Annotated in this window: 16 protein-coding genes and 2 pseudogenes; 4 read left to right on the top strand and 14 right to left on the bottom strand. The window is 67.2% G+C overall.

Features of this window, described 5'->3' with window-relative positions:
• Positions 1-281 precede the first annotated feature (281 nt).
• The 6 genes and pseudogenes from ACWEQQ_RS39790 to ACWEQQ_RS39765 all read right to left on the bottom strand — a co-directional run.
• Positions 282-782 (bottom strand): annotated as a pseudogene (locus ACWEQQ_RS39790) (ATP-binding cassette domain-containing protein); the annotation flags it as partial.
• The gene (locus tag ACWEQQ_RS39785) at positions 779-1,591 is read right to left on the bottom strand and encodes an ABC transporter permease subunit (RefSeq protein ID WP_452351813.1); all 813 of its coding nucleotides are present in this window, start codon (positions 1,589-1,591) and stop codon (positions 779-781) included. The gene ACWEQQ_RS39785 and the pseudogene ACWEQQ_RS39790, both read right to left, overlap by 4 nt.
• A complete protein-coding gene (locus ACWEQQ_RS39780; protein ID WP_452351812.1) occupies positions 1,588-2,541 on the bottom strand; it encodes an ABC transporter permease in 954 nt (317 codons plus the stop codon). The genes ACWEQQ_RS39785 and ACWEQQ_RS39780 overlap by 4 nt, the downstream gene beginning before the upstream one ends.
• A gap of 29 nt (positions 2,542-2,570) precedes the next feature.
• Complete coding sequence (locus ACWEQQ_RS39775; RefSeq protein WP_452351811.1) at positions 2,571-4,094, bottom strand: ABC transporter substrate-binding protein; 1,524 nt, start codon at positions 4,092-4,094, stop codon at positions 2,571-2,573.
• 1,060 nt (positions 4,095-5,154) lie between these two features.
• Positions 5,155-7,050 (bottom strand): glycoside hydrolase family 9 protein, encoded by a 1,896-nt coding sequence (locus ACWEQQ_RS39770; protein WP_452351810.1) that lies wholly within the window; start codon positions 7,048-7,050, stop codon positions 5,155-5,157.
• Positions 7,051-7,536: 486 nt separating this feature from the next.
• Positions 7,537-9,060 carry an SDR family oxidoreductase gene (locus ACWEQQ_RS39765; RefSeq protein WP_452351809.1) on the bottom strand — a complete coding sequence of 508 codons (1,524 nt, stop codon included), beginning with the start codon at positions 9,058-9,060 and terminating at the stop codon, positions 7,537-7,539.
• Between ACWEQQ_RS39765 and ACWEQQ_RS39760 the strand changes: the two genes are divergently transcribed.
• Positions 9,059-9,919: a MerR family transcriptional regulator gene (locus ACWEQQ_RS39760; RefSeq protein ID WP_452351808.1), complete on the top strand. Its 861-nt coding sequence runs from the start codon at positions 9,059-9,061 to the stop codon at positions 9,917-9,919. The genes ACWEQQ_RS39765 and ACWEQQ_RS39760 overlap by 2 nt on opposite strands.
• 212 nt (positions 9,920-10,131) lie before the next feature.
• Here the strand turns inward: ACWEQQ_RS39760 and ACWEQQ_RS39755 are convergent, their stop codons facing one another.
• Genes ACWEQQ_RS39755 through ACWEQQ_RS39745 form a run of 3 tightly spaced genes read right to left on the bottom strand, consistent with a single transcriptional unit; the run spans position 10,132 to position 13,486 of the window.
• A complete protein-coding gene (locus ACWEQQ_RS39755) occupies positions 10,132-11,439 on the bottom strand; it encodes a class I SAM-dependent methyltransferase (protein WP_452351807.1) in 1,308 nt (435 codons plus the stop codon).
• A complete protein-coding gene (locus ACWEQQ_RS39750; protein WP_452351806.1) occupies positions 11,436-12,161 on the bottom strand; it encodes a DUF1365 domain-containing protein in 726 nt (241 codons plus the stop codon). Before ACWEQQ_RS39750 ends, ACWEQQ_RS39755 begins: the two co-directional genes overlap by 4 nt.
• Positions 12,158-13,486, bottom strand: a complete 1,329-nt coding sequence (locus tag ACWEQQ_RS39745; RefSeq protein WP_452351865.1) for an NAD(P)/FAD-dependent oxidoreductase — start codon at positions 13,484-13,486, stop codon at positions 12,158-12,160. Before ACWEQQ_RS39745 ends, ACWEQQ_RS39750 begins: the two co-directional genes overlap by 4 nt.
• Before the next feature lie 281 nt (positions 13,487-13,767).
• Between ACWEQQ_RS39745 and ACWEQQ_RS39740 the strand changes: the two genes are divergently transcribed.
• Positions 13,768-14,727 carry an SDR family NAD(P)-dependent oxidoreductase gene (locus tag ACWEQQ_RS39740; RefSeq protein WP_452351864.1) on the top strand — a complete coding sequence of 320 codons (960 nt, stop codon included), beginning with the start codon at positions 13,768-13,770 and terminating at the stop codon, positions 14,725-14,727.
• A gap of 7 nt (positions 14,728-14,734) precedes the next feature.
• On the opposite strand, the gene ACWEQQ_RS39735 is transcribed toward ACWEQQ_RS39740, so the two are convergent.
• The 5 genes and pseudogenes from ACWEQQ_RS39735 to ACWEQQ_RS39715 all read right to left on the bottom strand — a co-directional run bounded on the left by ACWEQQ_RS39735 (position 14,735) and on the right by ACWEQQ_RS39715 (position 21,860).
• Positions 14,735-16,060, bottom strand: coding sequence for a cryptochrome/photolyase family protein (locus tag ACWEQQ_RS39735; protein ID WP_452351805.1), 1,326 nt, complete (start codon positions 16,058-16,060; stop codon positions 14,735-14,737).
• 115 nt (positions 16,061-16,175) lie between these two features.
• Complete coding sequence (locus tag ACWEQQ_RS39730; RefSeq protein WP_452351804.1) at positions 16,176-16,739, bottom strand: lipocalin family protein; 564 nt, start codon at positions 16,737-16,739, stop codon at positions 16,176-16,178.
• Positions 16,657-17,034, bottom strand: a pseudogene (locus tag ACWEQQ_RS39725) (MMPL family transporter); the annotation flags it as partial. The gene ACWEQQ_RS39730 and the pseudogene ACWEQQ_RS39725, both read right to left, overlap by 83 nt.
• 63 nt (positions 17,035-17,097) lie before the next feature.
• Complete coding sequence (locus ACWEQQ_RS39720) at positions 17,098-19,116, bottom strand: phosphocholine-specific phospholipase C (protein ID WP_452351803.1); 2,019 nt, start codon at positions 19,114-19,116, stop codon at positions 17,098-17,100.
• 1,754 nt (positions 19,117-20,870) lie between these two features.
• Entirely contained in the window at positions 20,871-21,860 is a 990-nt protein-coding gene (locus tag ACWEQQ_RS39715; RefSeq protein ID WP_452351802.1) for a LysR family transcriptional regulator, read from the bottom strand.
• 206 nt (positions 21,861-22,066) lie between these two features.
• On the opposite strand from ACWEQQ_RS39715, the gene ACWEQQ_RS39710 reads away from it, so the two are divergent.
• Both ACWEQQ_RS39710 and ACWEQQ_RS39705 read left to right on the top strand, forming a co-directional pair.
• A complete protein-coding gene (locus ACWEQQ_RS39710) occupies positions 22,067-22,867 on the top strand; it encodes an alpha/beta hydrolase (protein ID WP_452351801.1) in 801 nt (266 codons plus the stop codon).
• 28 nt (positions 22,868-22,895) lie between these two features.
• The gene (locus ACWEQQ_RS39705) at positions 22,896-23,681 is read left to right on the top strand and encodes an SDR family oxidoreductase (RefSeq protein WP_452351800.1); all 786 of its coding nucleotides are present in this window, start codon (positions 22,896-22,898) and stop codon (positions 23,679-23,681) included.
• Positions 23,682-24,007 lie beyond the last annotated feature (326 nt).

Raw genomic sequence — 24,007 nt, 5'->3', positions numbered from 1 at the left:
TCGATAGCGACATCCTTCAGTACGGTTCGCCCGGCCCGCCGCAGCCCTATTCCCGTTGCGGTGAAACAACTTCGGCCGACATCGGCTTTTCGAGTGGCCCCGGCCGCCTTCGATACCGCGCGGGGATGAGCGCCCAGGTGTATCCGCTGGTCGGCCAGAGCGTCGAGGGTGGCGTGGTCATGACCGGAGACGAGTACTGTCCTTCCGTCGTCACGGGCGAGTTCGTGCAGCAGGCCGGCCACGATGCGGCGAGCGTGGACGTCCAGGCCGGCGAACGGCTCGTCGACGATCAGGATCGGTGTGCCACGCAACAGGGCTCGGACGAGAGCGACCCGCCGCTGCTGGCCGCCGGACAGCTCGCCGCGCCGGCGCCGCAGCAGTGCCTGGGGCAGCCCGACCTGTGACAGAGCCTGCTCGATGGAATCGGGATCGGTTGTCGCTTCGGCCAGTATGGTGTGCACCCGCATCGCCGGGTTGAGCGCCGAACCCGGATCCTGGCCGACGAAACTCACCTCGGCGCGGCGGAAGCGGCGCAGGGATCCGGGGTCGAGCCGCAGCACCTCCTGGCCCGCAACATGAATGGATCCGGCGGTGTGGCGCGTCGTGGCAGGCAGTGCACCGAGCAGCGCCCGCATGAGCGTTGTCTTGCCGGATCCGGATCCGCCGGTGAGACCGGTGACGGTCCCGGCGTGCAGGGTCATCGATACGGCGTGCAGGATCGGCAGACGGTTTCGTCGATCGAGCAGCGTCAGTTCCTCGACGTTGACGGATGGGTGGCTCATCGAGACGGCTCCTGGGTGCCGATGGTGTGGATGGCGACGGCCACACTGACCGAGAGCACCGCGATGGCGGTCGCGGGCGCGACGACGGCCCACGGGTTGAGCATGATGCCGGAGCTGTTGTCGCGCACCATGATCGCCCAGTTGGAGTCGCCCAGCGTCGCGGGCAGTTGGAGGAATGCGGCGGTACTGACCAGGTAGATCGCCTCGACGAAGCGCAGCCCCAGCTGCGTCAGAATGGTGGGGCGCAGATTCGGCAGCACCTCCCGGCCCAGCAGATACGGCAACGATTCCCCGCTGGCCACCGCCACCTCCACGTACCCGCTCGCGGCGATCGACGCCGCCGCAGCAGCGAAAACCCTTGCCGAATACGGGGTTCCGATCGCGACCGCGACAACGACAAGACCCAGGGTTCCGGAGTCCGGACACGACAGCATCACCAGCAGGATCGCCAGAATCGGCGGCACGAGCATCGAGACATCGGTGATCCGTTCCAGGAGGATCCCCAATCGCGGGCGCAGGGCGGCGGTCACGCCGAGCACGGCCGCGCACGCGGTCACCGCCACCGCGATCACCGCCGCGACCGCCAGCAATCCCCATCCTCCCGAGCACAGGTGGGCGAGGACGTCCTGCCCGAGATGATCCGTGCCCAGCAAGGAAGCCCGCGAAGGGCGCGCGAAGGGAATGCCCACGCCGTCGGTCCGTCGCCCCGGGGCCATCACCGCTGCGCCGACGAGCACGACGACGAGGGCCGCGGCCGGAGCCACGGCCAGCACAACGCGGCGACGCTGGGCGTCGGCGGGCGCCGTCATCGCTGTCCCCGCAGGGACCAGTCGCGGACCAGATCGGCCAGGATCAACACGGCCGTGATCGCCGTCCCGGTCAACGCCACGACGGCCGCCGCCACCGCGCTGTCGCGATCGCTCATCGACCCCGCCAGCACCGATCCGATCCCGGGGTAGTTGAAGACCGCCTCCACCACCACGGCGCCGCCGAGCAGCATGCCGACCGACGTGGCCAGCGATGCCGCGACGGTAGGTGCGGCGACCGGCAGCACATGCCGGGCCAAGATGCGGCGATCGGTGTATCCGTCGAGTCGTGCGGCGTCGACGTGCGGCAGGCGCGCGGCTTCCTCGAGCGCGGCACGGGTGACGCGAATGTTCCACGCCGACTGTGGAATCGCCAAGGCGAGTACCGGCAGCACCAGCGAGGCGGCATCGGCGGGCGCGCCCGCGGGATCGGTGACGGTCACCGCGGGCAGCCAGCGCAGCCCCAGCGCGAAAATCGAGACCAGCATGATCGCGACCACGAACTCCGGGACTGCGACGGCGGCAGTGGTGCCCGGCCCGAGCAGCCGGGCGGGTCCGCGCGGGTGCAGGAACCACCATGCGCCGATCACGATGGCGGCGATCGCGGTGAGTACCAGCGCCGATCCCGCCAGGAGCAGGGTGTTGGGGTACTTCGCCGCGAGCATGTTGTCGATCGACGCGCCTCGCAGGCTGGTTCCTAGGTCACCGTGCAGCAATCCGGTCAGCCAGGACCAGAATCGCACGGGCAGTGGACGATCGAGTCCCATCGCGGATTCGTAGGCCGACACCTGCGCCGGGCCGGCGTCACGGCCCAGGACCGCGGCGGCGCTTGCGCCCGGCAGTAGTGCCACCGCCGCATAAACAAGTATCAGTACGCAGAACAGACCGGCTGTCCGCAAGGCGAGCATTCGCGCCCAGCGGGCCCCGGCACCCGTGAACCCCGTCCGGGACATGGGAATTCGTCGGATCGAGCCGGGCTTCCTCACCGAGTCAGCCACGCCCGTTCGAGTTGCATTCGCCCGTATCCGGCGAGAGTCGGCAGGTCCCGAACCTTCGCCGACGCCACATCGACGCCGTCGGCGATGCCCCAGACCAGATAGCCGCCCCGGTCGTACTGGATGCGCTGGATATCGTGGCTGGCCGTGCGGTAGCTCGCGTCGTCGGTGGCCGACAGCGCGCGCAGGTAGGCCGCGTCAAGCTCCGGATCGTGGGTTCCGGCCTCGTTCCATTTGGTGGTCGAGATCATGGTCTTGCTGGCGAAGAAGATCACCGAATCGTTGGTGCCCCAGTTCGCGGTGTACAGCGGTGCCCTCAACCAGGTTTCGTCGTAGAAGACGTTCGCGTCCTGGACTACGACGTCGATCTTCACTCCGGCCTCGGCGACCTGGGTCGCGAACAATCGTGCCGTATCCACCTCGCCGACCGCTTCGTCCTTGGTGACCAGCGGGTAGGTACGGCCGGTATCGAATCCGGCCTCGGCCAGCAGCGCCTTGGCCCGCGCGATGTCACGGCCACGCTTGGGCAGCGCGGTGTCGTAGGTCGGGTCTGCGGTGCCGAGTACGTCGTTGGCGGGTGTGCCGTATCCGGAGGTGATCTGTTTGACCATGGCGTCGCGATCCACCGCCAGCCGCAACGCTGTCCGGACCCGGGCGTCGGCGAACGGCCCGTCGGCGGTGCGCATCACGATCGGGATGACGACGTCGTTGGCCCGCCTCACCACCGCTAGATCGCTCCGCCCTGCGGCGGTCCGGCCCGCGACCGCGCCCACATTGGAGGCGAGGTCGATCTGCCCGGCCAGGATGGCGTTGGAAAGCGCCGTGGCGCTTTCGAATCGGCGGATCTCGATGGCATCCAGTTTCGGCGCACCGCCGTGCCAGGCGTCATTGCGGACCAGACGGGCGTTGCCGTCGTGGTAGGACTCCAACCGGAACGGCCCGGTGCCGACGGGAGCAGTGAAATCGGTGGCGCCGTCCCTGACGACGAAGGTCATCAGACGCAACAACATCGGGAGATCCCGATTGGGGGCGGCGGTTGTGATGATGACCGAATCCGGCCCGTCACCCGCTATGGAATCGGGCGAAGCAACCGGAACCTTTGTCGCCCCGGCGATTTCGTGAAGACGGCGCAGTGACCACACCACATCCCAGGATCGGACCGGCGTTCCGTCGTGAAATGTCGCGCCCGGCGCGATGGTGAACCGCCAGCTGCGCGGATCATCGAGCTGTTTCCACGCCGAGGCCAAGCGCGGTGCGACATTCGGGTTGGCCGCGGGCACCGTCAACGGGTCGAACACCAGAGAAGCGATCAGGAAGTCGCTGTCGTTGCTCAGCGTCCTGTGCGGATCGCGTTCGATCTTCGATGCCTTCCCGAGCGCGCCGACCCGCAGGGTTCCGCCGCTTCCCGGAACGCCGTCCGATCGGTCGGAGGATCGACACGCTGTGGCCGCGAGGATCCCAGCCGCGCCGAGTCCGGTGACCGCGATGAACTGCCGACGAGAGAACTGCACGAACACACCTTCGGCTCGAGACGGTCAAAGTTTGGAATGCCTAACCTAACGTATGATCCTCGCGTCGACAATGACGTACGGGCACGTAGACCGCGTGCGTCCTCGTCGACTGCCGTGGATGCCAACCTCGGAATCGAAATTAGGGCAACCTAATTTCCGGTTAGGTTGAGGCAGGCTCGCGGCGACCGAACCACGATGAGGGGTGGTTCGGTCGCCGCGACGCGCCAGCAGTACCGCACCCGCCCCGCCGAGCGCCACCGCCGAGCCCACCTCGACCAGCGAGCCCAGCGCCCGGCCGGCCCGAACCGAGCCGGACACAATGGTTGTCGCGGCCGAGGTGCTGCGCGCGGTGCGGTCGGCATACGATCCTGCGCCTAGACTGGACGCGGTCGACGAGGTGCTCTGGGCTGCTCGCGCTGGTCGGCGTTGGTCGGGGGCAGCACCTATCGAGCAGGTGCCGTCGCGGACGTCGTGCTGACGCGGCTGCGCGGCCTCGCCGACCCGGTGCGTGCGGTTGGGGACGGACAACCCAACGACAGGTAGTGACAGCACCAGGGTTTCGCATGAGCTGCATTTCCTCCATGCGCGCATCCAGCCCGCTGGCTGATGGTGAGCCCGAGGCTCGGAGCAGCCTGCGAATTTCAAGCAATGCATCGGTCGACTCGACATGCTTGGCATCCAAATGGGGCTGCTGCACGGGTCGATGACAATCGAGATGGCTTGCTGTGAGGCAGGCTCGAGAGGATGTCGCAGTGCCCAAGCCCGTATCCGGTTGCTCGAGCAGGAGAACGGGGTCCTGCGGCGCGCGGCCGCCTGTCCGTCCCAGGCACAGATACCGGGAAATGGCTCTGCCCGCTCGTGAAAGAGCTTGCCGCCGAAGGGATCCCCGTAGCGCTGACGTGCCGGGTGCTGCAGCTCGCGCGCCAGCCCTACTACCGGTGGCTGGCCGATCCGGTGACCGCTGGCGAGGTCGCCGAGGCGTATGGGGCCAACACCATTGAGCCGTCCGGACCGGTCATCGACGCGCTTGTGGGTGGTGTGCCGTCGATGACGGTTCGGTTCACCCCTGGGACAAGGCGAAGGCCAGCATTGCGGTGGAGGTGAAGTCGGTCGAGGGTTCCACGGTCTGCCAGGCGCCCACGTCGTCGAGGAAGCGGGCCTTGCCCCCGTCGAAGTCGGTCCAGGCCGTACCGGGATTCGAGGAGCAGCGCTTCATCGTCGGGAAAGTATTGAGTTCGTCGAGTTTTTCTGCGGCGTTCGGCCCGTTGACCACAGCGCCTCGCAGGATCGCGCCCGTGCCGTCGAGGCTGCCGCCGAGGTTGGCCACTTGGTGTTCCGGGCAGTGCGGGTAGACCTCGCCTGCGCCGATCATGAAGGTGCTGCCCCAGGAGTTGGCGCCCAGTGCCCAGCCACGCTGTTGCGCGCCGAACCCGTCGTAGCGGTGGTCGCCGGTGACCTTCCCATACAACTGTGCGGTGGCGACCAGGCCGAAAGTGTGTGGTACCGAGTCGAAGTCGGTGTAGACCGCACCTGCCGCGAAGGGGTCCTCGGCGGCCCGGCGCACCCCGTCGTCCAACTGCCGGCGCAGGTCAGCTTGTAGTTCTGCGCCGTTCTCGCTGTCCGCCTTCACGATAGTGAGCAGGTCCGCGTGGGCGAGTGCGCTGACGTCGGCGACGCCGAGGGTGCCCTTGGTGTCGGAGTCGATGTACTGCTTCGCCCAGTGGATGCCCTGGTGCTGCCAGTCGCCGGCTCGCGGGTCGCCCAATGCCTTGGCGGCCAAACTCATTTCGGTGGCCCCGAACTCCATGTCGTCCTGCCAGGAGTCCTCGGGGTAGAAGGTGTGGGGGAACGCAGTGATCAGTTCGCCCTCGGGCGAGGTGTCGGCCCGGGTGTAGACGGCGGCGGCCTTGTCCAGCCAGGACTTGGCAGCGGCCCGATCGCTGTTGGCGCTGTGCTGCGCCGCGAGCGCGAAGACCGCTGCCATCCGGCCGGCCAGGTTGGGACTGATCGGCGCGCCGGGCTCGTTGGCCCGGAAGACCGGCCGGTTCTTGATCAGGTAGTCCGGGTCACCCGGTTGCACGTCCAGTTCGTCATCGGTCTCGGGCAGCCGCCACACATCGTGGTCGGTGCGGATCTGGTCGTTGCCGGCACCGATACCGACTTGGGCGTAGAGAGTGCCACTCTTGCCGTCCCACATCTTGTCCAGCCAGGTCAATCCTTGCTCGACCTCCTCGGCCAGGCCCGCGGTGTGCGGAGCGGCACGTAGCGCCAGCAGCAGATCGGCGGTGCTGTAGGCGGCGGTGTGGGTGAACTTGAGGAAGTCACCAGCGTCGGACCAGCCGCCCGAGACATCGACTGGACCACCCACCGGGGTCAGCTTCGCGTCGAGCAGTTCGGTGCCGTCCTCGTTGTACCGCGGGGTGGCGTAGACCGTTGCGTGGCGGTCGGCCAGATGTGAGGGCTTGCGATGCAGGACATTGGGCACGACATCCGCACCGTCGCGCTGAGTTTGGAAGAAGCGCACGTTGTTCTCCACGAGCGGGGTGAGCAAGTCCTTGGCGGGCGCAATGCGGAACTGTGGGGAGCGCCCGGAGGCCGTGCCGGTGAGCTCGAGTCGGTAGCGTCCCGGGGTGTCGACAGCCGACAGGTCCACGGTGTGGACGGCCGGATACCTGCTGTTCCAGGTGCCGGTGCGCTCGCCGACCTGGCCGATGGCCACGATGGTGCCCCGGTCGTCCACCAACCGGTAACCGGCTCGGCTCAGTTCGGTTTCCGAACCCATGACGAACACCTGTTTTGCCTGCCCGACGATGTAGCCGACCTGATCGACCCGGATCGCGGGCGGGCCGGCTCGAGTCGCCGCATCGGTGGGCAGGGCGCATGCTGCGAGCGCGAGGGTGACGACGAGCGCGGTGGCATGCAAGCTCCACGCGACGCGAAGTGAAAGGGCGGACATGGGGCACCACCCTGCCCGGTGCTCCATGAGATTTAGATGAGGGGCCCTGGACGAGGGCAGCACTGCTGGAGACGACCATTCGCAACTACGCACCCTACTGGCGAATCGTCGAAACGGCCTGGGCCGACCGTCCCCTTCCCGACGACAAGCGAGGTCGATCAGCTTGTCCACGAACACCGACAGCCGCCCTACAGGTCAGCGCACACTGGATCCGGCACACCACACTCACCCATTGGCGTCACCTCGTTCCTGATCTCCGTCGATCTAGTAGAGGTCAGCGCCGCAACGACATTCACCATCGCGGACACCGCACTCACAGAGACCCCGACTGTCGATCGCGGCAACTCCTGAATGGACATGTGCCGGCCGGCATTCTCGGCAGCAGCCGGGCACCGCCGGTCTGCCAGGCCACGACATCGCTCGCACCGCCCTTCTGGGTCGCCGCGCCCGCACGGTTGGGAATGTCCAGATCTGGGATATCGAGCATCAGCAGCTCTGCGGCGCGGGACTCACTGCGGCCCGCTCGGCGGCGCTGGTGATGTTGCGGACCATGCCGCCGAAGATCGCGGCGTGGAACGGGGCGATGGCGTGCCAATAGAGGTGTCCTGCCAGACCGTGTGGGTCGAACAGGGCACGCTGGCGGTAGCGTGCTCCGCCGTCTGCGAGTGGGGTGACGGTCAGTTCCAGCCAGGCTCGCCCGGGAACCCGCATCTCCGCGCGCAACAGGATGCGCTGGTCACGTTCGAGTCGTTCGACTCGCCACCAGTCCAGGGCTTCGCCCTCCCGCAGTCGGTTCGGATGTCGGCGTCCCCGGCGTAGGCCGGCACCGCCGAGTAGGCGGTCGAGCCACCCACGCAGCGCCCAGGCCAGCGGAAAGGAATACCAGCCATTGGTGCCGCCGATCGACTCCAGCACCGACCAGAGGGTCGTTGGATCTGCGCTGGTATTCCGTTCTCGCACATCGGAATACGCCGAACCACCGGACCAGTCCGGATCGGTGGGCAGCGGATCCGACGGGGCGTCGGACGGACTGGCATCCGACCATCGGGTCGGGACGTCCAAGGTCCTGACGCGCTGCAAGGCCAAGCCCACTGCGCGCCGATACGGGGTGAGCCCGCACCGTGGGTCGGGAATGTATTGGGCGACACGGTGTTCAGCGCACACCACATCGTTGGCCAGCGACTCCATCAGCGGTACCGCGATCGCGCGGGGCACCGGGGTCACCAGGTTCACCCACTGTGCCGACAACCACGGCGTGAGCACGGGGACCGGCACGATCAGGCGGTCTGGCAACTCGGCGACCTCGGCGTACCCGCGCATCATGCCCAGATAGGTGAGCACGTCGGGCCCGCCGATGTCGAAGGCTTCGTTGACCGTGTCGGGTAGTCCGGCGGCACCGGTCAAGTAATAGACGACGTCGCGCACCGCGATGGGCTGGATGCGGTTGCGCACCCACCGCGGCGTCACCATCACCGGCAGCCGTTCGGTGAGATAGCGCAGCATCTCGAAACTGGCCGAGCCCGAACCGATGATGACCGCGGCCCGCAACACCGCGGTCGGTGTTGCCGAGCGCAACAGGATCTCGCCAACCTCGGCGCGCGAGGCCAGATGACGCGACAGCGCCTGCCCGGAGGGAGTGATCCCGCCCAGGTACACGACCCGGGCCAGTCCGGCACGATCGGCTTCGGCGGCGACCACCCCCGCGGCGTCGCGATCGATACGCGCGAAATCGGCGCGGGTCAGCGAATGGACCAGGTAGTAGAGCACCTCTCGACCCACCAGCGCGGCCCGCACGTCCTCGGCGCGGGTGACGTCACCACGCAGCACACTCACGCGGTCGCGCCAGGCCGCATCGTCGAGTTTGCCCGGGTCCCGGGCCAGCACCCGGACCGAATGACCGGCTGCCAGCAACTCCGGCACCAACCGGCCACCGATGTAACCCGTGGCGCCGAACACCACACACCGCACGTGATCACCTCTTCCGATGACGAACAGGCACAATCGAGACATGTCGCACCGCCCTGTGTCCGCGCCCGAACAGACCGGGCTGTCGGTGCGTGCGGTGGCCGAACGGCTGGGCCTGCCTACCGCGACGCTGCGCAGCTGGAATCGGCGATACGGAATCGGCCCGCGCCAGGACCGGCCCGGACGGCATCGCCTCTACACCGAAACCGATATCGCGACGCTGTCGCGGATGGTCGAGCTCGTTCGCGCGGGATCCACCCCCGCCGGGGCGGCGGCGGCCGCGCAGGGAGCAGTCCTGCCCTTGGGCGACGAGGCGACCCTGTTGTCGGCAGCCTTCGCACTCGAGTCCAGCACGGTGTGCGAGCTGCTGGAGAACCATCTGCGCAGCTTCGGCGTCGTCGACACCTGGGATCGCCTGTGCCGCCCGGTGTTCGCGCAGATCATCGGCCGTCAGCTCGCGGGCGAAGGCTGCGTGGACGTCGAGCATCTGCTGTCGTGGTGCATGGTCGCGGCGCTGCACCGCGCGGTCGCGCCGGTCCTCACCGCGGAGTCCGCGCCACTGGTCCTGGCCTGCACCGGCGGCGAAACCCACTCGCTGCCACTGGAAGTCCTGCGCGCCGGGCTCGCCGAACACGGTGTGGGAGCCCGCATGCTCGGCCCGGACGTGCCGACCACCGCCTTGACCGACACCCTGGGCCGTCTTTCCGCGCCCGCCACCGTCGTGCTGTGGTCTCAGCAGGAAGCCACGGCACTGACCTCCGCGATTCGGGCGTGCGACGGCGCCGGCGCGACGGTGTACGTCGGCGGACCGGGTTGGGACACCCTCATCCTGCCGGGTCCAGCCCGACGCCTGTCCAGCCTCACCGAAGCGCTCGCGCAGCTGCGCGTGCCGGTCGTGGGCTGAGAAGTACCGCCGAGCCGCACGAATCGCGGTGTGCGCGACTCCGGTCCGCTCTCGCGCGCCACAGGGGGTCTCGACATGATCGATGCGTAGACGATGAATCCCGGGCCGGCGCACGGAGACCGTTCGCGACGCTCTCATCGGCGAGATCTGTTGCTGCTCGATCAGAATGGCCGGCCAGCACATCGACTGCCTCCTGCAGTGTGACGAGGGGTTCATCGCGACACCGCCGCGCCCCGAGTTTCGCGGTGGCGCAGGACCATCTGCCACGTGTCCAGGTACCTGGATCGAAACCCTGCCTCGGAGTAGGCGAGATACAGTCGCCACATGCGCCGGAAGACCTCGTCGAAGCCGAGCGCGCCGACCCGGTCGGCGGCCGCGAGGAACCGGGCATCCCAGAGTCGCAGCGTATGGGCGTAATGCTGTCCCAGCGACTGCCGATCGACGATCTCGAGCCGGGTATGCGCCGAAAGCAGATGTGCCAGTAGTTCTTCCGAGGGCAGGAAGCCACCGGGGAAGATGTACTTCTGTATCCAGGTATGGGTCCTGCGGCTCGCCTGCATGCGATCGTGCGGCATGGTGATCACCTGCAGAGCGATGCGGCCCGACGGTGCGAGGGTGCGTTCGAGGGTGGTGAGATAGCCGGGCAGGTAGTCGTAGCCCACGGCCTCGATCATCTCGACCGAGATCACCGCGTCGTAGTGCCCGTCGATGTCGCGGTAGTCGAGCAACTCGATCGACACCCGATCGGCGAGCCCCGCCTCGGCGACCCGTCGGCGTGCCAGTTGCTGTTGCTCCGCCGACAGGGTGATGGACCGGACAGTGGCGCCGCGGCGTGCCGCCCGAATCGCGAGTTCGCCCCAGCCGGTGCCGATTTCGAGCACCGAACTGCCCGGCCCGACCGCGGCGGCGTCCAGGAGCCGGTCGATCTTGCGGGCCTGGGCCCCGGCCAGGTCCGCCCACACCGGTGCGGGTTCGAGCGCCTCGAACAAGGCCGACGAGTAGGTGATGGTCTCGTCGAGGAACAGTGCGAAGAAGTCGTTGGACAGGTCGTAATGATGAGCGGCGTTGCTGCGCGCACCGGCACGGCCGGCACGGGTCCGCTCCGGTCGCCCCGGCAGCACCAGCGACCGCAGCGCTTGCAGCGGCACGGGTACCAGCCGGTCGATCTGCGCGGCCAGGACGGTCAATACCGCGGCCGGGTCGGGCGCGGACCAGTCACCGGCCATGTAGGCCTCGCCGAATCCGATGAGTCCGGTCGCGGCGATCCGGGCCGCGAACGCGTGCGGATCGTGCAATATCAAGCGGGGCGCCTGCGGGTGGTGCGCCGCGCCGCCGAGCAGTCGGCCCTCGGGCAGTTCGACCCGCAGCGCAAGACGCCGCACCGCATGCCCGAACAAGGCCATGACCACCGGACGGCCGACGACGACACGCACACCGCGCGGCACCCTCGGCAGGTCCGGCCACCGGTCACCGACCGGTGCGGCGGAGGCGGGTTGGGCCGGGCATGGCGAGATGGTCACGGCAGTGCCTCCTGGGACCGATGCGGTGTGTGCGGGATGACCGGCAGGCCTCGCGCCCACAGGCGTAGCCCCTGGGCACGGATGCGGGCGGCGATGCGCCAGGTCTCGAGCGGATGCGCGAGCACCGTACGGGTCACCGTGCGCCGGTTCGCGGGCAGGACCCGACCGCGCACGGTGGCCTCGAAGCGGGTTCGGCCGTCGACGTCCTCCAGCGCTATCGTCAGGTGCAGTCGGCTGCCGGGAACCGGTGCGCGCAGCCGGTAGCGTCCGGTCACCGGATTGAACGGCGAGACGTAGAACTGTTTGCCGACAACGACTTGCGGATCGGGTGGTACCAGATAGCGGTGTCGCTCACCGTAGGTGTTGTGCACCTCGGTGATCACGCAGCGCAGCGCGCCCGCGCGGTCGTGGCACCAATACACGGTGAGGGGATTGAAGACGTATCCGAGCATCCGGGCATTGGCGAGCATGAGGATCTGCCCGCCGCGACAATCGATGCCCTGCTCGGCGAGATACCCGATGACGTTGTCGCGCAGGGTGGCAGCGGGATCACCGAGATGATCGCGCGCGTGGAAGCCCATCAGCGCGCGCAGTGGCCGCGGCGGCACGGGAACCTCGTCGAGGTCCACCAGCCAGCTGTAGCTGCGGTAGGCGAATCCGTGCCGGATCGGTTCGCGGCGGTCGTGGCGGATCACGGTGCGCACCAGGCGTGGCCGGGTCATGGCACCTCCTGCGCGGTGGCGATCGACAGCGGCGGGCCCCCGCTCCAGCGCCCGCCGACGCGTTCGGCGGCGCGCAGCCCCGACAATGCGCCGTCCTCATGAAAGCCCCACCCGTGGTATGCGCCAGCGAAAGCGACGGTGTGGTCGCCGATTTCGGACAGACGTCGGCGCGCCGCCACGGCCGACGGGGTGTACTGCGGGTGCTCGTAGGTCATGGTGGCCAGGACGGTGTCGCGTGCGACCCGCTCCTGGTCGCCGAGTGTGACCAGGAATCGGCGGCCGGCGTTCGCCGGTAGGCGTTGCAGCCGGGTCAGGTCATAGCTGACGAGGACACGGTCCGGGGTGGCGGTGCAGTGCGGCAGGCGGTAGTTCCACGAGGCGCGGGCGCCGCTACGGCGCGGCAGCACCGATTCGTCGGTGTGCAGCACGGTGTGGCTGGTCGAATAGGGCAGTGCCGCAAGGACAGCGGTTTCAGCCGGGGTCGGCGCGGCCAGCAACCGCAGGGCCTGGTCGGGATGGGTGGCGATCACCGCGGCGTCGAAGAAGTCCACCGTGTCGGCGTCGTCGCGCACCGCGACCGTCCGCGCGGCGCGGTGGATCTTGCGGACGGGCACACCGGCCCGTACTTCGTGCAGGCCCGCCGCGACGGTGTCGACGTAGGTCGCGGAGCCTCCGGTCACCGTCCTCCAGGTCGGTGACCCGAACACGGTCAGCATGCCGTGGTGATCGAGGAAGGTGAACAGGGAGCGGGCCGGATACCGCAGCGCCAGCTCCGGCGGGCAGGACCAGACCGCGGCCACCAGCGGAACCATGAAATGCGCCGTGAAATAGGCCGAGAAGCCGCCCACTCGAAGGAAATCGCCCAGGGTGAGCAGGTCGTCGCCAAAATCGGCGAGCTCTTCGCGTGCCAGGCGATGGAAACCGATGATTTCGCCGAGCATGCGCAGATAGGGCGCACTGCCCAGAACTCCCGGATTCGGGATCAGTCCACGGGCGCCCTTGCCCCCGGCGTATTCGAGTCCGCAGCCGTCACAGCGGATCGACATCGACATATCCGATTCCTGTGTGCGCACACCCAATTCACCGAACAGTCGAAGCAGAGTGGGGTAGGTGCGATCGTTGTGCACGATGAACCCGGAATCGACCCCGAGCAGCTGCCCGGTGCCATCGGCCCGTGCAGCGATCCGATGGGTGTGCGCATGGCCGCCCAGCCGCGAATCGGCTTCGTAGAGCACCACTTCGCAGTCCTTGGCCAGAACCCACGCCGCGGTGAGGCCGGCCACGCCGCTGCCGATCACCGCGACCCGGCGGCGCCGGCCGCTCAACGCGCGCACAGCGGTCCCATCGAGACGACGACACGGGCGTACTGCCGGTCGGACGGTCGCCGAGCAGGGACGGGCGAGGTGAGCGCCGCGGTGAGCCGTGCGCGCCTGCGATGTCGGGTCGTGGCCATGAGGTCCTCCGCCGCTCGGGCGAACCGAAGAGCTGTCCGGTTCGCAACGTCGACGCTACCATCGAATCGATGCATAATCGATGCATCAGCTGGTTGGATTTCGGCGACCACCGCCGGCGGGCCCTCCCCCGTGCGGCCGCAGAGGAGGCGATCATGGCCCTGCACCTCCCAGCACCGCTCGACGACGCACTCGACCGCACCGTGGTACTCGGTTACGGCCGCACCGGATTCCGGCTGCGTCACCGCTCATGGTCGCCGCTGCCGCCGGACGCGCTGCGCGGCAGGACCGCCGTGGTCACCGGCGCGAGCTCCGGCATCGGCAAGGCCATCGCGGCCGGCTTGACCGGGCTCGGCGCCGTGGTCACCCTGCTGGTCAGGGACGAGTCGCGCGGCGCCGCAGCCGCCGCGCAGATCGCCGCGGTGACGGCGGGCGTCGCGCCCGAGGTCGAACGATGCGACGTCTCCGACCTCGCCGACATCCGGCGGTTCGCGACCGGCTTCGCCCAGCGCACCGAGCGACTGGATGTCCTGGTCCACAACGCCGGCGTGCTACCGGCGGCGCGCGGTGAAAGCCCCCAGGGCCACGAGATCTGCCTGGCCACACACGTTCTGGGTCCATTGCTGATCACCGAGCAGCTCGCACCGGCGATGACGCGCGCGGCGAGCGGACGGGTGATCCTGGTGTCGTCGGGCGGGATGTACACCCAGGCCCTGCCCGACAGCGACTTCGAGTACCGGACGGGCGAATATCACGGCGCGATCGCCTACGCCCGAACCAAGCGCATGCAGGTCGCCCTGACGCCGATATTGTCCGATCATTATGCGACAGCAGGTATCTCGGTGCACTGCATGCATCCGGGATGGGTGGACACCCCCGGAGTGGCCACCGCACTGCCGAGGTTTCGCGCGCTGACGCGGCCGCTGCTGCGCACACCGGCCCAGGGCGCGGACACCGCCGTCTGGCTGGCCGCGACCGATGTCGTCTCCGGACGGTTCTGGCACGACCGGCGCGCCAGACCCGAGCACTATCTGCACCGGACCACCGAATCCGCTGCCGCAGCCGAGCGCGTGTGGCAGTACTGCGCGGCCGCGGCCGGCCTCTCGGCCGCATGAATCCCGGTCACATGCCATTGAATTCGACGATCGGCGCCGGATATCGCGCCGCCGGCACACCCGCCCGCCAGGGCCGGTGGATCTCCGCGCCGGACAGTTGTGCCAGTTCGGGCAGCCAGCGACGCGCATAGTCGCCGTCGGGGTCGAACCGCTCGGCTTGACGCAACGGGTTGAGCACGCGACCCGAGCGGGTGTCGGTGCCCGTTCCGGCCATCCACTGCCAGTTCATCCGATTGTTGGCCACATCGGCGTCGACCAGCCAGCGCTCGAAATGCCGTGCGCCCACGCGCCAATCCACCCGTAGCGTCTTGACCAGGAAACTGGCGGTGATCAGCCGGGCCCGGCCCGACATCCGGCCCTGCGCGGTGAGCTGCCGCATCCCCGCATCGACCATCGGGTACCCGGTCAGGCCGGCGCGCCACGCGGCCACCGCGTGCGCATCGTTGCGCCACGACGGGCCCCCCTCGCGGTAGTCGGCAGTGGCGACCTCGGGACGGTCCGCCAGCACCTGATGGTAGAAGTCGCGCCAGGCCAATTGCCGGACGAAGGCATACCCACCGGGGTCGGAGAGGTCGGCACGGAAGACGATCTCGGCTGCGGACAGGCAACCGAAGTGCAGGTAGGCAGACAGCCCCGAGGTCCCATCGACGGCAGGCACATCCTTGACCTGCGCGTACTCGCGCACCGGACCGGACAGCCAGTGCGCGAGCAGCCTACGGCCGGTCGTCTCCCCGCCCACGGACAGTTCCGGCGACCCGGAGCCGGCACCCAGCGCGGCCGGGTCGGGAATCGCCTCGCTCGCGATCGGCGGCACCGCCACCGCGGCCGGTGCGCCCAGCGGGTGCCGCATCGGTGTGTCCAGCCAGCGCCGAAAGTACGGCGTGAACACCGCGTAGTGGCTCCGGCCGGTGTCGGGCCGCAGTGCGCGAGCATCCACGGCGGTGATCGACGCCGGATGAACACGCAGGGTGCAGCCGATGCGGGACAGCCGGTCGCGCAGGGCGGCCTCCCGCCGGGCGCTGTAGCCGGTGACGTCCGCGGCGACGTGCACGCTGCGCGCGTTCGATTCCGCCGCGACAGCCGCGACCTCCTCGACGGCATGGCCGCGCCGCACCACCAATCGCCCGCCGCGCGCACGGAGCTCGGCGTCGAGCTCAGTGAGCGCGGCGGTGAGGAAGCACATCCGATTGGGCGCGTCGGACACCTGGGCGAGCAGATCGACGTCGAGAACGAACAGCGGCACCACTCTCTCCCCCGCACGGCATGCCGCATCCAGCGCGGGATTGTCGTGCACACGCAGGTCTCGGGTGAACAGCGCGATCGATGCCGTCATGCCGGTAACCCTAGACGCAATTCGATTCATTATCGATGCATACAACGCGACCAGTCTGCGGTTCACGGACCCGGGCTTGTCGTGTGGGCACCCACGCCACGAACTGCGCTATCGGTCATTCCACGCACAATGGCGTGAAGCGGTCCAGTCCGCCCGTAGTCGGAGTTGTCAGATACCAGCAGGTGTTCTCCCCCGCCGCCGTGATCGCGGCGCTGACACCGTTCCACTGGGCGGTGTCCAGCATTGTGGTGCGCGACAGGACGAATCCCGACAGACGGTTGGGATCGGTGACCAGTGCCCATGAGTAGTCGTCGCCGAGTGCGGTGACGATGTAGTTGGTCGGGCCGTACAGTCCGTCCTGCGTTGGCACGCCGGGGAAACTGACGTGCAGTTGCGCGTCCGTCACCGGATCGGTGACCGTGGCCGTGCCGCGGATCTCGCTCACGCTGCCGGACCACGTCGTGCACGAGTTGTGCACCGACACATCTCCGTATGCGTCCAGTGCATAGTCCGCACGCGTGTCCCTGGCACAGATGAGGTTGAAATACTGTGGTATCGCGGCCAATTGGTACCAGGTGCCGAGATACCGGCCCAAATCAAGTCCGGCGACCGGTGCCGGTGGGTCGGCGTGCGCGGACGCCGACAGACCGATTCCGGCGACCGGGATCGAGCAGGCCACGGCCACACCGATAGCCGACGAAAGCCGGCGCAGTCGGTTCGGATTCATGATGCCTGTCCTTCCTGGCGGTGTACTCGTCCGTCGATTTCGATGGTTCGATCAATGCACGGTCGCCGAGAACGGCGAACACAGCTGGGACCACGAGCGTGCGCACAACGAAGGTGTAGCGCAGGATACCGATGCCGGCCACGATACCCAGCCGAATGAGCGTGACCGGCGGCAACACCCCAGATACGCAGAACACCGCCGCCGGCACCACCCCGGCAGTGGTGACCACCGGGCCGGTCACCGCAACCATCCACCTGAGGAACAAAGGGCCAGAACACCTTTCGGCCAGTCGGATAGCCGGCCGTGCATTTCAACCGCTGACGGAGGCGGTTCCCGTTTCGAGGTGCCCCGTGAAGCGTTGCGACCAACCGGTGTCGGAATTGACCGTGACGGTGAAGTCGTACCAACCGTTGTTGTAGGCGACGGCGTTGAAATAGTCACTGACGGTCTTGCCGGCCGCGACCGAGTACGTCCAGGGCCCGTCTGTGCGGTACTGGTTGGCTTTGATGGTGAAGGTAACCGTGGCGGTGCCGGTGTTGGTCATGGCGAACCAGACGGCGAGCTTTCCGGTGTTGGGTGCGTTGGAGTAGGAGCTGGCCACCGATGCGGTCTTTCCGGCCTTGGTGGTGTCGCCTTGGAAGCGGCGCAGGAATCGATTGGGGCCGATGACCGTCAGGTCGTAGGCGCCATTACCGGAACCCGTGCCGACCTCGTAGAAATCGCTGGCATTGCCACCCGCCCCGACCGTGTACTGCCACGGCCCACCGGAGCGAAAAGCGTTGGCGTAGGCGGAGAAATGCGCCGCGCGAGTCGCGGGCGCGCCGACATTGGCGAAGGTGATCCAGGCACGGGCTTCGCCATTGGCTCCGTACGTGAAATGGTCCAGGTAGGCGTTGGGTTGATAGGGCAGAGCACGGGCTGGGCGGGTTCCGGATTCCTGTGCGGGTTGGGAATTGGATGTAGGTGCCGGGTTGGGTTGGGGGGCGCACGTGGCGAGCCCGATCACCGCAGAGGTGTCGGGCAGGGTCGGCAGGCCGGTAACGGGAGAAGAGAAGTTGAACAGCCCGGTCAGGTCCCCGCAGACCGAGCGCCGCCAGGCACTGATGTTCGGACAGGTGGCCTTTTTGCCGAGCGCGGCGGTCCAGGCCTCCAGAAAGCGCAGCACCGAAGTATGGTCGAACACTTCGGAACTCACCCAGCCGCCGCGTGTCCACGGCGAGATGACGATCAGCGGCACCCGGAAGCCGAGGCCGATGGGAACTCCATTGAGGAATTCGTCCGCGGTGCCGCCCGGTGCCACCGGCGGCGGCACGTGGTCGAACAATCCGTCGTTCTCGTCGTAGTTCAGGATCAGCACCGTCGAATTGAAGACACTGGGATCGGCGTTGAGCGCGTTGATCACGTTGTGGACGAAGTGGGCGCCATCGTTGGGCGGGGCGTAGGGGTGTTCGGAAGACGCCTGGTCGGGCACGATCCACGACACCTGTGGCAGTTTGCCGGCAACGACGTCGGCCTTGATCGCGGCCACGATGTCGTCAGGGGTTTTGCCGGTGGTCGCCGGCACCGAATTCATGCCATTGACAGCGAGTGGGCTGCCGGGGGCGGCGTTCGCGAACTGCTTGAAGTAGGCAAGTGCGTTGTCGCCGAAGTTATCCGCGGCGTTCTGGTAGACCTTCCAGCCGATGCCCGCGTTCTGCAGCGCCTCGGCGTAGGTCTGCCACCCCAGCCCGGATTCGTCGCCACCGTCATAGGCGGGTCCACCGGCGGTACCGGCCGGATCGATCCAGCCACTCCAGTGGTAGGTGCGGTTGGGGCCGGTAGCGCTGAGTACCGAACTGAAGTAGGAGTCGCAGATCGTCCAGTTATCGGCCAGCGCGTAGTGGAACGGAATGTCCTGGCGTTTGAGGTATCCCATGGTGCGCACGTTGCCCTTGGCTGCGATCCAGCCGTCGAGGTGTCCGTTGTTCCACGCGGCGTGCTGGTCGGCCCAGGCGTGCGGGAGGTCGCCGTTGCATTGGGCTTCGGTCTGCGCGGTCGAGCCGCCGGCTCCGCTGAGGGCCCAGGGGGATTTCCGCCCAGCGCCATTGGGCTGGTTGAACACGCTGTTGCCGCCGGAAAGCAGGATCGTCGCGCGGTCGGAGAAGCCGCGCACGCCCTTGAGGGTGCCGAAGTAGTGGTCGAACGAACGGTTTTCCTGCATCAAGATTACGACGTGCTTGATGTCGGCGAGGGTACCGGTCGCGTTGGCGATCGCCGGTTCGAGCGCTCCGTTGGCTGCCACACCGGCCGCGGCGGCGGCCGATGCGTAGAGAAAACGGCGGCGATTCAATGGTGACAAGATGTCGTTCCCTTCGACGAATATCGGCCAAAACGGTTGCACCGCGGCGCGTCCGGCGCCCGGACCGGCATTGGCCGAAATATTGTTCATAAAACGCTTCAGATATAGCGTCGATTAAGCGAGACCATGTCTCATGTGAATGTGATTCGATCTCGCCAGTGTTGAAATCGGCTGTGTAGCATGATGTTCGGTCGTACTGGATGCGTTATCGCGGCGGCTCTGTCCTGTCTCTTCGAAAGTTGTTCGGGCAGCGCCGAATCGCGCCACGGCGCTATTCCGCGGCGCTGAGCGTCGAGTTCGAACTCATCTATGCGAACTACAAGTCCGTCGTGATCGCCCTCGGCGGAGGCGCTATCAGCTGAAGCCGATCGCCGCAGATGCGGGTGTCAGGACGGTCGAGGTCGAAACATCAAATTAGATTCTGCGTCAACGCATTACACTGACCGATGGGTTTGGTCATGACCTACTCGGCGAGGCTTGCCGACTGCGGCGTGGATGAGTTGGCAGGTACAAGAAGGCGATCAGGCCTCCGGCGCTCGGGTTGCGTCGACCGACTTACCAATACAGCCCGACCTCGGGATCGCCATGGACCCACGACAGATGAGCCGACGCACGCCGCCGTGCGGTCGGGCGTACAAAGGTGTGGGTTCTTGCGGGGACGGGGCTGCTGACACGGAGATGGCTCCCTGGACGAAACTTTTCGCGACACGAATTAACTGGGCTGAGAAACGATTACACGGCCACCCGGGTTTGCGCGCTGTAACAAACGTCACAAACACTAGCCATTCACATATCCGCCCTGCTTACCGGCAGATGCATGGAGTCCGGCGGTTCACGATATACGAACTGGATTATGTCCGGCCATCTCGGCGATATCGACTGTTCACTTAAAGGGGGCAGGTGCGCCCGCCTCGCCAAATGTCGGTGGCCGGCAAGGTCTGGTGAGACATTTTGTGTCACTTTCCTTTTGGTTTGCTGCGGATCGTGACTCGATCCAATTCATCCAAACGTGCTTGTTACCTGCGCGTTTCGCCTTCCGAGACGGCCCGGCCGCCCGTGTCACAATGTTCCAATTATCCCGAGTTCGCCAGACTATTGCGCAATGAGCCCGCAAGGAAGGTCGGTGGCCCGCCAGACCCACCCTGGCGGCTCCGCAGCATCGTGACAGCCCAGGCCTGTTGCGCGAGAAGACCAATCGACTCGACGACGGTGAGGATTGCCGACTTTTTACCGGGCGTTTCTGAACCGACGGGAAGCGGAAGCATGGAGTTGCGTGTGCCACCGACGCCCTGCACTGTCATGCCGTCTATTGAATGTCCGGAGCGACAACTGAGAAGTCGATGCGTCACCGCCATCGACCGCAGCTGCTCGCTTCAGGGCTCGATCTCGCCAGCCGAGATCACAGCGACGAATTCTGCATGCAGAGAAGGGGTTCGACTTGGTGGCCGAGGTCAACATTGTTCGTGGGATCATCACCGGCGCACTCGCGGCCACCGCGTTGACACTGCCCGCCGCCGCAGACGCTCGAGCGCTCCCGCCGATCGCAACCGACACCAGGACCCCGTCCGTACAGCCGATCGACGCAAATACCGACAACTCCGGTCAGTCCGGATCCGCGAGCAGTGGTAAGGCCGATGGCCATGGTGGTCTCATACCGCCCGGGGCGTGGTGTCACGACTCGACCGACACCGGTTCGGGACAGACCCGCCCAACCGGCTGAAACGATGCTCGAGGGGAATGTGGATCTACCGGGGCGAGCTGGTCGACAGGGCGGCCTGGGTCGAATCGGTCGGGTCGTCGGGAACCCAGGGAAGGGCCGAGTGGTGGGGTGGGAGGTGCCAGTTGTGCTGTCGGGCGGTGTGTTCCGCGACCCGCAGGAAGTTCGCGACGGTCGCGCTGAGCGGTTCGTCACGCCAGGCGATGCACCAGGGGTAGTACGGCTGTAGCTCGGCAGGGTGGTGCATCGGGATTCCGGCATCACCGTATCGTGCTGCGTAGCTTTCGAATTCGAGAACATAGGCCGGGTCGGTGGCACGATGCACGGCGGCCAGGCAATGCCCGAAGGATCCCGGGTTACCGAGCCATCGCATCGACATTCCGGTGTGTCGTTCGAAGGCCGTGAGGTAGTCGCCGTGCGCGTTGTAAAGCCCGGATGCGGGACTGTCCGCGAAGACCTCCACGGGACGCTCGAACAAGGAGGCCGCAGCCTTCGGCGGATCACCCGGGCGGCCGACCAGATACATCGGTTCGAGACGCAGGCGATGGAATCGCCAGCCCGTCGGATACCGGGCGGCCATCGGGGCCGTGACGCGCAGTATTGCGACGTCGAGCCGTTTGTCCAGCAGCGCGTCCAACTGCCGGAGGCTGTCCAGCGAACGCTCGATGAGTTGAACGTCCGGATAGGCTGCGGCGAAGGCGTCCGCGACGATCCGGCTGGTCTGCAACTCGAAGATGTGCGCTATGCGCACGGCTCCGGACTCGGTGGTCTGTTCGCTGATTCGCGTGGCCAGGGCGATCATGTCCCGGGCGTCGGAGAGCACACGGTGTCCACGGGCTGTCAGCGTTACGTGGCGGCTGTCGCGTTCGAGCAACCGGCCGCCGAGCTGATCCTCGAGCTTGCGAATCTGCTTCGACAGCGCGGGCTGGCTGATGTAGAGCCTGGCGGCGGCGCGGCCGAAGTGCAGTTCCTCGGCGACGGTGACGAAGTAACGCAGCAGGCGCAGGTCCAAGTCCACGATCCCCCCTCGCTTTCCTGCCTCAGCGGTCTGCCATACGAATCTTCGCCTGCAAGTATGCCTTTCCGGTTATCGATCCGGGCCGGATATGCCTTGGACGCCCACACCTGCGCGGTGTTGAGGTGAACGGGGGCTGTGCGCACCGGCCGATTCGCGGTCGAACCGCTTGTCCCGCCGTGTCCAGGTTTTCGCAGAGAGGGATCGAGATGCCACAGACGCCTACCCCGGTGGTGTTCATTCACGGTTTGTGGCTGCATGCCACAAGTTGGGGCCCGTGGGTCGATCACTTCCGCGCCGCCGGATACGCGCCGATTGCGCCCGGCTGGCCGGGCGAACCCGATACGGTCGTTTCCGCTCGCGAGCACCCGGAAGCCGTCGCCGATATCGGGATCGACGATGCCGCAGCACATTTCGCGAAGCTCATCGACGGTCTGCCTGCCAAGCCCATCATCATCGGCCACTCGTTCGGCGGCCTGATCACCGAGAAGCTCATGGGCGAGGGACGCGGCGTCGCCGGCGTGGCGATCGATCCCGCGCAGATCAAGGGGGTGCTGCCGCTACCACTCGCGCAGTTGCGCGCGGGCCTGCCGGCGCTGGGCAACCCGGCCAACCTGCATAAAGCGGTCTCCTTGACCAGCAAGGAATTTCGGTTCGGATTCGGGAATGCGCTGTCGGAGCAGGAGTCCGACGAGTTGTTCGACCGATGGACCATTCCCTCACCGGCCCGCCCGCTTTTCCAGGCCGCCGTCGCCAACTTTGTGCTGCATTCCCAAGCGAAGGTGGACACCGGCAATGCGGATCGTGGTCCGCTGCTGCTCATCTCGGGACTCGAGGACCATACCGTGCCCGATGTGGTCACGCGGTCCACACTGAAGCAGTACCGCGACTCCACCGCGGTTACCGAGCTGCGGCAATTCGAGGGCCGCGGCCATTCGCTCACCGTGGACAGCGGCTGGAAAGACGTCGCGGACGCCGTGCTCGCCTGGTTGGCAGACCAGGGCCTGTAACCGACCGTACGGACAGAGGAGCTACCGCATGGATCTCGGACTCACCGACGTCCTCGCCGTAGTCACCGGCGCGAGCCGGGGCATCGGTCTGGCCATCACCCGAACCCTCGTCGACGAAGGCGCGATCGTGGTTGCCGGCGCACGCCACACCGGTGACGAGTTGCGTGCCCTCGCCGACAGTGGCCGGGTGCATCCGGTCGAGGTCGATCTGTCCACCCCGGACGGTGCGATCGAATTGGCCACCGCCGCAGAGAAGTTCGGTGACACACGAATTCTCGTCAACAATGTCGGCAGGGTCACGCCCAGACTGACCGGGTTCCTCGATGTCACCGACGACGATTGGCTGGGCACGCTCACGCTGGATCTGCTCGCCGCGATCCGCACGACCCGCGCAGTGCTTCCGGCCATGCTCGGCGCGGGCCAGGGCAGCATCGTCATGATCAGCTCGGTCAATTCCACACTCGCTGATCCGGCGGTCATCGACTACAGCGCCGCGAAGGCCGCACTCACCAACGTTGCGAAGTCACTCTCGAAACAGCTGGGCCCCCAGGGTATTCGGGTCAACACGATCAGTCCCGGACCCGTCGCCACCGACCTGTGGCTGGGCGACACCGGCGTCGCCCACACGATCGCCCACGCCACCGGCGGCAACGCCGACGCCGTCGCGCAGTCCGTCGCGGCCGAATCGGTCACCGGCCGATTCACCCGACCCGACGAAATCGCCGACCTGGTCGTCTTCCTGGCCAGCCGCCGCGCCGCGAACATCACCGGCTCGGATTTCGTCATCGACGGCGGACTGCTCACGACCACCTGAAGCTTCTGCGCAGCTGCGTATTTCGCGATCAGGGGGGCGTGGAACCCGGTTGACGTGGCGGTCGGGACGTGACGACCGCCGCGCACCGCCGACGCCGGCGTGTTCGCCCCGAACAGGGGCGCGGCGCAGGGAACACGCCCGCTACCAGCGCGGCAGCGCGATACCGATCCGCGTGCACGACGAGCGCCACCATCAGCAGGCCGGGCGCTGGCGATCCCAGCTGCCATGCGCAACGTCAGCCATGCGGGCGACCACCCGGTCAGGGGTATCGCGGCCGGACTCACCACAGCATGAGCAACCAATCGCAGGACGGTGCGGGAGCGGAC

The organism is Nocardia sp. NPDC004123 (assembly GCF_053603795.1).
Note: the sequence above shows the minus strand (reverse complement) of the source record. Positions and strands in the feature narration are given on the sequence as shown.

What these genes read in the sequence shown, in the direction of transcription:
- ACWEQQ_RS39710 (WP_452351801.1), top strand. Translation starts at nt 22,067, where the DNA reads ATGCCACAGACGCCTACCCCGGTGGTGTTCATTCACGGTTTGTGGCTG.
- ACWEQQ_RS39760 (WP_452351808.1), top strand. Translation starts at nt 9,059, where the DNA reads ATGTCGCACCGCCCTGTGTCCGCGCCCGAACAGACCGGGCTGTCGGTG.
- ACWEQQ_RS39785 (WP_452351813.1), bottom strand. Translation starts at nt 1,591, where the DNA reads ATGACGGCGCCCGCCGACGCCCAGCGTCGCCGCGTTGTGCTGGCCGTG.
- ACWEQQ_RS39750 (WP_452351806.1), bottom strand. Translation starts at nt 12,161, where the DNA reads ATGACCCGGCCACGCCTGGTGCGCACCGTGATCCGCCACGACCGCCGC.
- ACWEQQ_RS39780 (WP_452351812.1), bottom strand. Translation starts at nt 2,541, where the DNA reads ATGTCCCGGACGGGGTTCACGGGTGCCGGGGCCCGCTGGGCGCGAATG.
- ACWEQQ_RS39705 (WP_452351800.1), top strand. Translation starts at nt 22,896, where the DNA reads ATGGATCTCGGACTCACCGACGTCCTCGCCGTAGTCACCGGCGCGAGC.
- ACWEQQ_RS39765 (WP_452351809.1), bottom strand. Translation starts at nt 9,060, where the DNA reads ATGTCTCGATTGTGCCTGTTCGTCATCGGAAGAGGTGATCACGTGCGG.
- ACWEQQ_RS39735 (WP_452351805.1), bottom strand. Translation starts at nt 16,060, where the DNA reads ATGACGGCATCGATCGCGCTGTTCACCCGAGACCTGCGTGTGCACGAC.
- ACWEQQ_RS39740 (WP_452351864.1), top strand. Translation starts at nt 13,768, where the DNA reads ATGGCCCTGCACCTCCCAGCACCGCTCGACGACGCACTCGACCGCACC.
- ACWEQQ_RS39770 (WP_452351810.1), bottom strand. Translation starts at nt 7,050, where the DNA reads ATGTCCGCCCTTTCACTTCGCGTCGCGTGGAGCTTGCATGCCACCGCG.